Consider the following 12,818-nt stretch of genomic DNA (forward strand, 5'->3'; position numbering starts at 1 on the left):
TGCATGTATTAGGCACGCCGCCAGCGTTCGTCCTGAGCCAGGATCAAACTCTCCAAAAAGATGTTTGACTTGCTCATAATTTAAAAATAAGAATTAACTTACTGGCATGTATTTTGTTCAGTTTTCAAAGATCAATTCATAACAACTCTATCATTATATCATTATTCTAATATAAAAGTCAACTGTTTTATGCTTTTTCTCAGTGCTGCTATTCTTAACAGCGGATGTTTAATATAACATATCATAAAAGATAAAGTCAACCATCATTTTAATGCTTTATTTTCTAAATTATTTTATCCCATACATAATAAATAAGAATAACTAAAACTGCGAGGTTATCAAGTAAGATTAACAACCATTTTATCCTACTATTCTCTATCAACAGATTACTTCATAACAATTATTTTTAAAAAATAACTATAGAAGAGCCAGAATTCTAGGATAAATAGCAAAAGGTCCTCTCTCACTCGTGCACTTTATATAACTCAATAATTCATTACAGGTCAAGGTCAACAAGTATGCCAATCAAAATGGTTTCAATAGACAAACCAGGAACTTCCCGACTTTCTCTTTCATATTTTGTATAAATGAAAATGAGTGAAGAAGGTGATTTTAATTAGAAGTTCAATGTACTTAGATTTTTTATCAAAGTTTGGTGTCGGTGGTGCACATCCCGGCGGTATCCATTTAACAAAAGAAATCTTCAAAACTGAAGAAATAAATAATACCTCTTATGTTTTAGATGTAGGATGTGGCACTGGTCAAACAGCTGCCTATCTAGCTGATCGCTATGGAGCCAAGGTAATGGGAATGGATATTAATCCCATCATGATAGAGAAAGCTAAAAAAAGAATGAAAAAACATCGATTGCCCGTAGAAATTATTCAAGGATCTATAGAAAATTTCCCGTTACCAGATGAGACATTTGATGTTATTATTTCTGAATCTGTTCTTGCTTTTGCAAACAAGCCTAGATCTCTTAAAGAAATTTTCCGATTACTGAAAAGTGATGGCCGATTTATTGCTAATGAGCTCACAGTTAACAAACACCTGGGAGCAAACAATGAGGAAGAAATCAAACGATTTTATGGATTGGATGACCTTCTTACAGAGAAAGAATGGTTAGCCTTATTTAAACAAACCAGCTTTAAAACTCTCCATATTTATAGACCAACACACGTCTTCTTCCCAAATTATTCAATGCCTGAGTTTCATCATTCAAAATATATTGAACCACAGCTTCATGCAGTATCGAACCAACATTTCTATATGATGGCAAAATACCACGGAATTCTGGACCATAGAGTGTTTTTCTGTACAAAATAGTTATTTCCTATAATCTAAATAAAAAAGACTGTCATACACACCTTTTTGATTTCGACAAACAACAAAAAGAGTAAACATATAAACCTTTCATGTGTTATATTGAAAAAAATGGAATTTCAAAAAGAGACATCCCTCTAATTTTAAATAAACCGATAAGGAGGCTCGTTATGAAGATAGCATGGGGTATTGTGTGTTTAATTCCTGTACCATTTTTCTTTCATTTTTATGAATATGAACAATATATAAAAGGAAAGGAAGCCTCTCTTTTATTGTTTGGTTTCTTATTTTTTGTAGTCTTGGTTGGTATTTTATCAAAGAATGTTCGCATCTCTGTCATTCTCTTGGTGAATCTACTTACGACTATTGTCTCGCTCGTCCTCGCGATGAAATTCATTCCTAACGACGGTTACTGGTTTACAGTTACTGGTCGAAATGGAGCAGTGATATTTATTTCTATTATATATACAATTGGGCAATTGATTGTAAGAATGATTGCAAAGTATGCGAAAACAAGCGCAATTGAAGAGAATTGAAAAACCTTGGAAAATAGCTCTCCAAGGTTTCTTTTTTCTATAACGTATGAAAAGTTCAAATCTTTAACGCATACCTGGGCAGCCGCCCATTCCTCCGCCTGGGGAACTGCCCATTCCCATGCCTGGATAACCACCCATTCCTCCGCCTGGATAACCACCCATTCCTCCGCCTGGATAACCGCCCATTCCTCCGCCTGGATAACCACCCATTCCTCCGCCTGGATAACCGCCCATTCCCATGCCTGGATAACCACCCATTCCTCCGCCTGGATAACCACCCATTCCTCCGCCTGGATAACCACCCATTCCTCCGCCTGGATAACTGCCCATTCCCATGCCTGGATAACTGCCCATTCCCATGCCTGGATAACTGCCCATTCCCATGCCTGGATAACTGCCTTGACCCATTTGTCTTTCCATTCTTAACCCCTCCTCAAGTAATCACAAGATAGTATATGCTTACATGCTGAAGGGGCATAGGCGATTGTTTAGTTAAAAAAACGCTGCATCAGTTATAAAGGCCGTACTCTCGTTAACGAGCGCTTCTTTGACTATATAAAAATAAACGAATATCCGCTCACAAATCCACAAACATAGGATGTAAGTGAAAAGATTACTCTCTTTAGAGGGTAACTCAATGAGAAAGCAGCGTCTCTCGATTCTCAGTTAATTCTTCAAAATTATAAAGGCGTTCTATATAAATTTGATGCCAAATCATAAATGTAAGAATGGTCCAGAGCTTTCTGCTATTGTCCTTCTTATTCATGACATGCTCTTCCAACAACAAATGAACCTGCTGTTTATCAAAAATGTAATCAACTTGGCTTGAGCGAATAATAAAGCAAGCCCAGTCGTATAGTTCCTTTTTTAGCCAATGGCGAATAGGTACGGGGAATCCTAATTTTCTCCTTCCCAAAACGTGGCTCGGGACGATGCCTTCCGCTGCCTTTCGCAGAATATATTTCGTTGTATTATTTTTTACTTTTTGATCCACGCTGATTTTGGATGCTACATTGAAAACAGCCTTATCCAAGAAAGGCACTCTTAGCTCCAGAGAATGTGCCATAGTCATCTTATCCGCTTTTAATAAAATGTCTCCTCTTAACCATGTATGAATATCTAGATGCTGCATTTTAGTAACCGCATCGTAGCTTGCAGACTGACTGTATATAGGTTTTGTAATATCGGTGTACCTTAAAGAATCTTTGTAGTTAGTAAGTAACATTTCCTTCTCTTGTTCTTCGAAAATTTTGGCATTGCCGATATATCTTTTTTCTAAAGGGGTCACCCCGCGTTCAATGAAGTTTTTTCCTTTAACTCCTTCTGGAAGAAAATGACTCAATGTTTCTAATGCATGTTTTACCGAAGCTGGCATGTACTTGAACAAGCGCAAGGACTGCGGTTCCTGATAAATATTGTATCCTCCAAACAGTTCATCGGCCCCTTCACCCGATAGTGCTACTGTTACATGTTTGCTTGCTTCACGTGCAACAAAATAAAGCGGTACGGCTGCTGGATCTGCTAAAGGATCGTCCATATGCCAAATGATTTTTGGAAGCTCTTCTAAAAATTCATCGGGTGAAATGACATGACTAATATTCTCTAGATTTAAGGAATCAGCTGTTTCTTGAGCTACATTAATTTCGCTAAATCCATCTCTTTCAAATCCAACAGAAAAAGTTTTTAAACCCGGATTCACTTCTTTTGCCAGAGAAACAATAAATGAAGAATCTATCCCACCGGATAGAAAAGCCCCAACCGGCACATCACTTCGCATATGAACTTTTACAGAATCCGTCAAGACTTCACGAATCTCTGTGACAAGTTGATCCTTCACTGACTGGTGCGGTTGAAAATAAGGCTGCCAATAACACCGGATATCCATTGCCTGTCCTGGTTTTTTAAAAAAATAATGACCTGGAGATAATTTTTTAATTAAAGTCGTCATTGTTTCAGGCTCAGGAACATACTGAAAACTAAGATAGTGGTGTAAAGAATTACGATCTATATCAAAAGAAAGACGGTTTCCTGCCGCTAATAAAATACTCTTCTTCTCAGAAGCGAACACACACAAACCTTCTTGCTCCGAATAAAAAAACGGTTTAATTCCAAAATAGTCTCTTGCTCCAAATAATATTTGTTCCTCCTTATCCCAGATGACAAAAGCAAACATTCCTCTTAATCTCTTCACCGCTTGTTCGTTGATCTCACTGTAAAGGGCCAAGATGACCTCTGTGTCCGAATGAGTATAAAACTTATAACCTTTCTCTTCCATCTCTTGCCGAATTTCGATGTAGTTATAAATTTCACCATTGAATATAATCCAATATCGTTCGTCTTCATAAGAGAGGGGCTGCTGACCATTTTCGATATCAATAATGCTTAGCCGCCTAAATCCAAAATTAACATACTCATCAAAATAGAACCCCTCGTCGTTAGGCCCTCTATGAGTAATAATATCGCTCATTTTTCTAAAGCCATTTCCTAATTTATCGTTCATGTCTTGGGGTTTGTCGTACATACAGCCAACAAATCCACACATTTATAACACCTTCCTATTTGCAAATTGAATTTGTGATGATTCTTTCCCACGATAACAACTTTGGTAAAAAATAGCAAAGCATACGCAGCCTATAACGCGGGTAGCGTATTGATAATTTTGGATTCTTCATTTATATAAAGGGGATTTTTTAGAGAGCGCCTATACTGTAAGTAATTGATGTAGCGATTTATGCGGGGAACAATACGAGAATAAAACAACTTTAATCCTAATAGCTATCCAAAGTCACTCCTTTCCAACTGATACTTATAGCTAGAAAACACCATCCATTTAACCGGACGGTGTTTTCTTTATGACTACATTTCAAATAAAAATCTTATTCCTCAGAAACAGTAACTTCCTTCATTACGTCGCCATTTTTCATAGAGCGTGCGGTTTCCAAGCCGGATGTTACTTTACCAAAGACCGTATGTACGCCATCTAGATGGGGCTGTGGCTGGTGGACAATAAAAAACTGACTGCTGCCAGTGTCTTTCCCTGCATGAGCCATAGATAGACTGCCCGCTTCATGCTTATGCGGGTTGCCTTCTGTTTCACATTTAATCGTGTAACCGGCACCGCCTCTTCCTGTACCTGTCGGATCTCCTCCCTGACTAACGAATCCTGGGATAACACGGTGGAATACAACCCCATTGTAAAATCCTTCATTCGCCAGCTTTTCAAAGTTAGCCACCGTGTTCGGCGCTTCATTCGGGTATAGCTCAAATTCGATGGTTTCTCCATTTTCCATAACAATCTTTCCTGTTTTCGCCATAACAATCTCTCCTTTTCACTCAAAGTGCTTTCAAATTTTATCATACCAGAAGGACTGGAGAAAAACAGAAAGACTTGAAAAATAAAGTAAGCATCCAAGCCTTTTCTTCGTGTCAAGAAAGAATCTTTGTCTTCTTTGCATTCGCTGCAAGCTTGCTCGTGATACTGCTTAGTGGCTTCTTCAATAACAATGCAAATACAATGGTAAGCACTAAGAAGAAAAGCAGCGCAAGCAAATCGGTTCTCACAATATCCGGTACAATGCCGCCAACCGCTTCTCGTAACAAGCTGACTGCGTAAGTAAATGGAACAAACGGGTTAATTTTTTGGAAAACCTCTGGGGTTTGGCTAATAGGAAAAGTTCCACCTGAGCTGGAAAACTGTAAAACAAGAAAGATAATGGCCAGTCCTTTCCCGATGTTTCCAAAAACAGACACAAGCGTATAAGTAATTGTAACGAATACGATGCTCGTTAAGATGGAAAAAAGGACGAACCAGAACTTTTCCACTACATAAGCATGAAGTAGAAATATATCTCCCATGCTGACAATAAATCCTTGAAAAACACCGATAGTTAAAAATGTAAGCAGCCGACCAAAGTAAATATGATGGCTCTGGTACATATTTTCCGAGTCCTCGACATCTGTCCGAAACAAAGAAATCAACAGCATCGCTCCTACCCACAAAGATAACGTTGTGTAAAACGGAGACATGGCTGATCCATAGTTAGGGATAGGAAACACTTTTTCTTCCTTTAATTCAATCGGTTTGGTCAAAAATTCACTTTCTTTTTTAACATCATTTTTCAGCAGCCTAATGATTTCTCTTAAATCCTGTTCCTTTTGGAATTTTCTTATTCTGTTAGCTGCATCACGAACAGACCGTTCTACTTCTGGTAAATCTGCTTCAATAAGGTTTGCTGCTTGATGGACTGCTTTCTCCATTTCCGGAAGCCTTGTTTGAATGAAATGAGAGACCTTTCGCACTTCTCGTTCTGCCGCCGGTAGATCATTTCGCACAAAGTCGGCAGCTTTGTGAATCCTTTGCTCCACAGATGGTAAATCATTTTTCACAAAACGCGCCGCTTCATTGACTGTAGCCGTAAATTGTTTCATTTTTCCTGCTATGGCAGATGCAGTCTGATGAATGTCTGTGCGGATTCGAGGCAGCTCTGCTTGGACTCTTGTCAATTCTTCAAATCCAAATTGTACACCTGCCTGTGCGTCATTCAGAATCTGCTGAATATCAGGCAGCTTTGCTTTTGCTGTTTGCACTACTTCGTTCGATATTCTGGCTTTTTCAATTAATGCAGTTAGTGATTGAGTAATCGTTGGTACAGTTTCACTATCATAGGCGTTTAAAACGGAGCCTAATGTACTGCTGGCTGATGAAGCCAGCCTGTTTAATTGCCCCGCTAGTTCTGTTGCCGGCTCGCGACCATTTCTCATAGCTGCCTCTATTTGAGTTAAAACGTCCTCTTGCTGTTGAAAGTTTTGTCTCACATCCGTTAAACGACTGATTAGGCCACCTAGCTGGTTCCCTTCAGTGTATTGATTCATCTTGGCGAGCAGATTGATTGTCCGGCCAACTACCGCTTCTCCTGTTTGTACACGTGTTTTCAGCAATTCGACAGAGCTAAGGGCCCGTTGAGGATCACCACTCTCTGTCTGAATAGATTCCGTGAGCTGCACAGCAGAATCTGCCGTTTGCTGTAAAAGAGAGACATTTTGCCTGATGACCGGAACAATAGCTTGGAAAGCTTCAGCGTTTTTCTGTAAAAATTCGTTTAGCTGATTGGCAAACCCACTTCCTCTCTCTGCTACTTTTGCTATTTCAGGAAGCTCCTGTCGAGCAGCCATGATGATTTGGTTAGCTTTTTGAGCATCCGTGATCCCCTTCGCTACAGCTTCTTCTATTTTATAAAAGTTGCGATCAATTTCTGCTGTCTTTTCAGCGGCCTTCTGAATAACAGGGAGCTTTTTTTGAATAAGTAAAATTTCATTACCGACTTCTCGTAATTTAGGAAGACGTTCTTCTATTCTTAATATACTGCTTCCCAATTGTTCGATTTTAGGTAGTTGTTTCTCTAGCTCTACGACCTTTTGGCTTTTTTCTCTTATTTCCGGCATTTTCTTGTCCAATTCCCGTACCCTGTCCCCCATTTCTCTAATGGCAGGCAATTGCTTTTCCAAAGCAAAAACTTTACTTTCTATATTCCTGATGGTCGGCAGCTCTCTTTCAAGCTCAACACCCGCTTTGTTAAATTCTGTTAAAACAGCTTGGTCAACGGCGTTAGTAAAGTGTTCACTCACCTGCCCGACCACACCAGTCGCTCCTTTTTCAGTAATTTTCGGGGCAACGGCATTCAGCTTTTCATTTACCTTATAAACAATCTCTGCCCGTTTAGGATTTTCCGATAAAACGCTAATCATTTTTTCGGAGAAGTCTGCGGGAATCAATAAGCTGGCATAATACTCGCCATGCTTAACGCCCCGTTCAGCTTCTTCCTGATTGACAAATGTCCATCCTAATTTTTTGTTCTTCTTTAAGTTATCGATTAACTCTTCTCCTATATTTAGTTCTCTACCTCTCACTTCTCCTCCCTTATCAAGACTGGTCACGGCTATTTTTATCCCAGATGTATCTTTATAAGGATCCCACATCGCTTTTATATTCACCCAAGCATAAACAGAAGGCAAAATCATAATAGCTATGGCGAGCAAAATCCCAGTGGGAACACTGAAAATTCTTTTCCAATCCATTTGATAAATTTGAAAAACCTTTTTCACTTTTTACTCACCCGGCTTTTATCAATTGTTTTATTCTTATTTATTTTGGTTATAAATATTAAATCTATCCTTCAGTCTTTTTGACTCTTTGGGAACGGATCATTTGTTTAAGAAGTTGGACAAAAGAGAAATGTTTTGGAGCTGTCTTGTTCACTCATCAACGGTTGGCAATTCGAAAAGGACCTAGATTCACATGTTTCTTTGCTTGCATTCAAACTGCGCTCTAAACATAAAAAAGCTAACAGATCTCGGTCTGTTAGCTTTTTTATGTTTAGAGGTTATTCCCAGAAGAGAGGGATTATTTAATGCTCTCCAGTGCTTGTTTAACAGTCGCAAACGCTTCAACCCTGTACAGATCCATCCCTGAATGAACGACCGTTTGGGCTAATTTAGGACGCAGTCCCGTCGTAATAACATGCAAGCCCATTAAACGTAGAGTTTCTTCTATTCTCCGGAAATACTCTGCCACTTGTGCATCAATCGTTAAAATCCCTGAAAAGTCGAAGATAACATGTTCTACCTCTAAGTCAGCTATTTTCGGAATCACATTATCCATTATGTAACTTGCCCGGTAATCATCAATGTCTCCAATTAGAGGAAGAACCACAATTCCTTCCTTCACAGGAACAATAGGCGCTGATAATTCAGCTAGCTCTTTTTGTGTTTCTTCTCTAAATTGTTCGGAGAGACGTTCAAAAGCGAAAAACGTTTCGTTTAAACTGATATCTAACATATTGTTGATTCGTTTAATAATAAAAGCATTGTCTTTTACAGAGAGCTCAAGCTCGATGCTGATCCGCGTCAATAAGTCATTAAAAACATCTCTAGTCGCCGGATAACGCACAACTATTTCCAGGATACCTTGACCAGCGGAGACCTGCATGGCTGCGTTTTTTTTGCTCCATTCAATTAATGCATCCGGTACTGAATCGTTCTCTTCACAAAAGAGAGATTCACTAAAAAACTTTAAAAGCTCAATATACATGTTGATTGCTTGCTCTCTTTCCCAAGAAGGGATTTCTAATTGCATTCTATTAATAACAGCCTCGACTACTTCATGAGATAAAGCTTCTACATGGCTACTGATATATTTAGAAAAATTCACAAGGGAATTCATCGTCATTCCTTCCACCCTTTCTCCTCATCCATTGACTAATACTCATTTATACTAACGATTGTGCTATAAATCGGAATCACTTCTTGTTGACATTTGTTAATAAATCGCTTTTTATATTAAAATTTGATTTTTCCCCCTAAAGCTTCAATCTTTCACTTATCATTTCGTAAGAAGAAATTTTTCTATGCTATATTATTTGTCCAATAGGTATTTAGTGCCTTCCTTTCATTCTAAGCAATGGAAGTTCGCTCCAATTAGAGTAATTTGTCCTCCTCGTTCCAATTTAACATAAAAACCTCCGCAAGTTAACGTTCCTTGCGGAGGTTTTTATGTTAATGACCAAATGATGAAAAGTAAGAGTACATACCGATTCCTCCTACTCAAAAATCTGAACAATATAGGAGGCCAGTTGTGATAATTCCCTCTTCCTTAACGCTACCTTGTCTATCCGATCTTACACCACAAGCATTTCACGAATCATTTTGCCGTCAAATTTTACATGATGGCCCTTTATTTTGCCGACTAAAATTGGATAAGTGAGACTGCTCATCATTGATAACATGACAACAACACAGCAAAGGCCAGGATTAATAAATAAAAAAGATCCCCTCTCTGCTATTATGGGAAGGGATCGTTCCCCAAAAATCTCCTAAACGTTTATTAAGAGGTTTCTCTAGATTTCTCCAAAGGAAGCTGAAGCGTTTCGCCCTTCAGCTTGCGTTCTTTTTGGGCTACATAAAATACTATATATATCCATACAAGAACAATGGCCGCATAGATTACATGATGAATCGTAGGATCGATGGTCGTATAGCTAAGTATGGACCGCACGTTTGTAAATATCAACATGCCACTTACAATGACGGCCAATATTTTTGTCGGAAGACTTTTTACGATCCAGGCAGCAATCGGTGCTGCAACCACCCCACCTAGCATGATCGCTCCTGCCCAAAGCCAATTGACTTTGCTGGGGCCAAGCGAAATCATGAATCCGATCGTGGCAGAAGCGGCTACTGCAAATTCACTGACACTGACAGTTCCAATGACTTTTCTGGCTTCTATTCCTTTTCGCGAAAGCAAAGCTGGTGTGGCAATCGGCCCCCACCCGCCTCCTCCGCTCGCATCGAAGAAGCCAGCCACAAAGCCAAGAGGCAAATAAAATTTATTCGTCAGTTGTTTATGCTCTTGTTTACGCGCATCTTTTAAAAACAAGAAGCGTGCCAGAATGTATAACCCCAATGCAAATAAAAAGATGGACACATATAGCCGGACATAATCGCCTGTTAGATGACTTAAAAATGTCGCTCCTGAAAATGCGCCAATCGATCCGGGGATAATGAGACGCTTTGCCATCTGTTTATCAACGTTTCCAAACCGCATATGTGAGACTCCTGAAGCTGCAGTCGTCACAACTTCTGCCATATGAACAGAAGCAGAGGCGATTGCTGGCGCGATACCCGCAGTCATTAAAAGTGTGGTAGATGTAAGGCCGTACCCCATTCCGAGCGACCCATCTACAAGCTGAGCAGCGAGACCAACAAGCGCCAGTATGACAAATCGTTCCATATTTCTCCCCCCAAATCAGTGCCTTACATGAGCAAATGGCCGGATTTCATGTAAAAACGTTTCTCTTCTTTTAATATCTTTATAAAAAATAGGATCAGCTGCTATTTTCAGCAAATGGCGGCGCACTTTGCGGTCTGGCTCTACTTTCTTCACAATTTGCCTAACTTCATATAAAAAATCGAGATAGTCTTCATACGATTCATCATATGTTTCTTCAAGCTGATTTCTAATCTGCTTAGCGAGAGTTGGGCTGGCTCCTCCCGTGGACACACTAAGGACGAGGCGCCCTCGCTGAAGAGAAGCAGGAATCGTGCTGTTGCCAAGATCGGGCTGTTCGGCATGAACGACAAGCTTGCCAGCCGCTTTTGCTTTTCTGGCTACTCTATCATTCACTTCTTTGGAATTCGTCACCGCAATTACTAGAAAGGCATCATCGTAATCTTCCTCTTCCGCCAGTTTTTGCAGGGTCGTCACCAATCCCTCCTCAGCCAATTTTTCTATCTCTGGATGAATAGACGGGCTGACCACATGCACATGAAGGCCAAAACGCAATAAATTCTTTATTTTATGCAGGGCTACTTCCCCGCCGCCAACAACAACAATTTTTTCATCCGCTAAATCAACCATGATGGGAAACATAGGCATACCCTCCTGTTGGATCTGCTTCTTGAATACGATCTTTTATAATTTGACTAATAAATGGATGGTAGCCAAGACACCTTGTTAATATAACGAAGCTCTTCGAGTTTAAAGAGCGAATTTCTTTTTCTAATGTTTTGGATAAAATGCCTGTAAATAATAGATAAGGAAGGACCCATAGTTGAGTAGGCTTCTGTTCATTAAGCCGGATTAATTCTTCCTGAAACGAAGGAGCAGCGGCGGCTAAATATCCAATATTCACATCTATTAACTTGGTTTTATAGCGAAACAGGTCGCGGATTGCAGCAAAATCCGCTGTCGTTTGCGGATCACTGCTTCCTCGGCCAACAATCAATATAGAGGCATTAGGCAAAATTGGATGTCCGGTTTCTTTCATTCTTTCCACCAAAATGTCAACCATTGCTTCATGTACACCAAGTGGCTGAGCATAATGAAAGGTTACTGAAGGAAAACTGAATTTTACTTTTTCCAGTTCTAACGGGATGTCTTTCTTGGCATGGCCCGCAGCAAGCAGCAGAAACGGAAAAACAATAATTTCGGTTGCTCCCTGGGCTACACAGTGGGCAATCCCTTGCTCAATCGTTGGTTCCGCCAGCTCAAGAAAACATGCCTCCTGAATAGGAACATCTATAAACGGCTTTGTCCGTTTAATAAAAGCCAACGCTTCCTCTCGGCCTGTTCTCACTCGGCTGCCGTGACAAACGTAAAGAACAGCTTTCATTGGCTGGCACCTGCTGTCATTACAGCGTCCGCTTCCCACTCACTGAACCACTGTAATCTCTCACGAAGACGCACAACCTCTCCGATGACAATCATGCTGGGATTAGTCATTCCCTCAGCTTTTGCTATATCAGCAATTGTTTCAAGTGTTCCTGTCACTGTTCTCTGCTCTTTCGTAGTACCCCAATGGATTAAAGCGGCTGGTGTTTGTGGCGACTTACCGTGTGAAATTAACTTTTCCTGTATATAAGGCAGGTTCTTTACCCCCATGTAAATCGCGAGTGTGTCAATCCCATTGGCAAGTGCAGACCATTTCAGTTCCTCTTTTTCTCCTTCGCGTCGATGACCAGTTACAATGGCAAAAGAAGCGCTATGCTCCCTATGAGTAACAGGAATGCCCGCATAAGCAGGAGCGGCAATTCCTGAGGTAATCCCAGGGATCACTTCAAACAGTACCCCATGCTCGGTAAGAAAGGCTGCTTCTTCGCCGCCACGGCCAAAAACAAATGGGTCGCCGCCTTTTAGCCTTACGACGTTTTTGCCGCTCTTGGCGTGTTTGACGAGCAAATAGTTGATCGTTTCTTGTTGTAAATGATGGTGGTCCGGAAGTTTCCCACAAAAAATTAATTCAGCATCAGGCTTTGCATGCTCCAGAAGTTCCGGGCTGATTAGCCGGTCGTAAAGAATCACTTCTGCTTCTTTAATGGCCTTTAAGCCTTTCACTGTAATTAAGTCTGGATCACCGGGCCCTGCTCCTACTAACCACACTTTTGCCATAATGGCCACCTCCGCTT

At 40.3% G+C, this 12,818-nt stretch carries 11 protein-coding genes and 1 rRNA gene; 2 read left to right on the forward strand and 10 right to left on the reverse strand.

Going from position 1 to position 12,818, the window contains the following annotated elements; translation table 11 throughout:
- Positions 1 to 59: ribosomal RNA gene (locus ACH0BF_RS15645) — 16S ribosomal RNA — on the reverse strand; the annotation flags it as partial.
- Between the two features lie 547 nt (positions 60 to 606).
- On the opposite strand from ACH0BF_RS15645, the gene ACH0BF_RS15650 reads away from it, so the two are divergent.
- Both ACH0BF_RS15650 and ACH0BF_RS15655 read left to right on the forward strand, forming a co-directional pair.
- Complete coding sequence (locus tag ACH0BF_RS15650; protein ID WP_406909660.1) at positions 607 to 1,326, forward strand: class I SAM-dependent methyltransferase; 720 nt, start codon at positions 607 to 609, stop codon at positions 1,324 to 1,326.
- A 167-nt stretch (positions 1,327 to 1,493) separates the two neighbouring features.
- Entirely contained in the window at positions 1,494 to 1,859 is a 366-nt protein-coding gene (locus tag ACH0BF_RS15655; RefSeq protein ID WP_340854185.1) for a hypothetical protein, read from the forward strand.
- Between the two features lie 63 nt (positions 1,860 to 1,922).
- Here the strand turns inward: ACH0BF_RS15655 and ACH0BF_RS15660 are convergent, their stop codons facing one another.
- The 9 genes from ACH0BF_RS15660 to cobA all read right to left on the reverse strand — a co-directional run bounded on the left by ACH0BF_RS15660 (position 1,923) and on the right by cobA (position 12,801).
- Complete coding sequence (locus ACH0BF_RS15660) at positions 1,923 to 2,279, reverse strand: hypothetical protein (protein ID WP_406909661.1); 357 nt, start codon at positions 2,277 to 2,279, stop codon at positions 1,923 to 1,925.
- Positions 2,280 to 2,493: 214 nt separating this feature from the next.
- Entirely contained in the window at positions 2,494 to 4,401 is a 1,908-nt protein-coding gene (gene asnB / locus ACH0BF_RS15665) for an asparagine synthase (glutamine-hydrolyzing) (RefSeq protein ID WP_340854188.1), read from the reverse strand.
- Between the two features lie 334 nt (positions 4,402 to 4,735).
- Positions 4,736 to 5,173 (reverse strand): peptidylprolyl isomerase, encoded by a 438-nt coding sequence (locus ACH0BF_RS15670; protein WP_120031183.1) that lies wholly within the window; start codon positions 5,171 to 5,173, stop codon positions 4,736 to 4,738.
- 112 nt (positions 5,174 to 5,285) lie between these two features.
- Positions 5,286 to 7,961 (reverse strand): YhgE/Pip domain-containing protein, encoded by a 2,676-nt coding sequence (locus tag ACH0BF_RS15675; RefSeq protein ID WP_406909662.1) that lies wholly within the window; start codon positions 7,959 to 7,961, stop codon positions 5,286 to 5,288.
- Positions 7,962 to 8,259: 298 nt separating this feature from the next.
- Positions 8,260 to 9,084 carry an STAS domain-containing protein gene (locus ACH0BF_RS15680; RefSeq protein WP_259455764.1) on the reverse strand — a complete coding sequence of 275 codons (825 nt, stop codon included), beginning with the start codon at positions 9,082 to 9,084 and terminating at the stop codon, positions 8,260 to 8,262.
- 654 nt (positions 9,085 to 9,738) lie between these two features.
- Positions 9,739 to 10,644 carry a sulfite exporter TauE/SafE family protein gene (locus ACH0BF_RS15685; RefSeq protein WP_120031178.1) on the reverse strand — a complete coding sequence of 302 codons (906 nt, stop codon included), beginning with the start codon at positions 10,642 to 10,644 and terminating at the stop codon, positions 9,739 to 9,741.
- Between the two features lie 15 nt (positions 10,645 to 10,659).
- Complete coding sequence (locus tag ACH0BF_RS15690; protein ID WP_120031176.1) at positions 10,660 to 11,283, reverse strand: NAD(P)-binding protein; 624 nt, start codon at positions 11,281 to 11,283, stop codon at positions 10,660 to 10,662.
- Entirely contained in the window at positions 11,264 to 12,025 is a 762-nt protein-coding gene (locus ACH0BF_RS15695; RefSeq protein ID WP_406909663.1) for a sirohydrochlorin chelatase, read from the reverse strand. Before ACH0BF_RS15695 ends, ACH0BF_RS15690 begins: the two co-directional genes overlap by 20 nt.
- Positions 12,022 to 12,801, reverse strand: coding sequence for a uroporphyrinogen-III C-methyltransferase (gene cobA, locus ACH0BF_RS15700; protein ID WP_406909664.1), 780 nt, complete (start codon positions 12,799 to 12,801; stop codon positions 12,022 to 12,024). The genes ACH0BF_RS15695 and cobA overlap by 4 nt, the downstream gene beginning before the upstream one ends.
- Positions 12,802 to 12,818: the final 17 nt, after the last annotated feature.

The sequence above is a fragment of the Pseudobacillus sp. 179-B 2D1 NHS genome (assembly GCF_045370945.1).
Lineage (GTDB): Bacteria > Bacillota > Bacilli > Bacillales > Domibacillaceae > Pseudobacillus.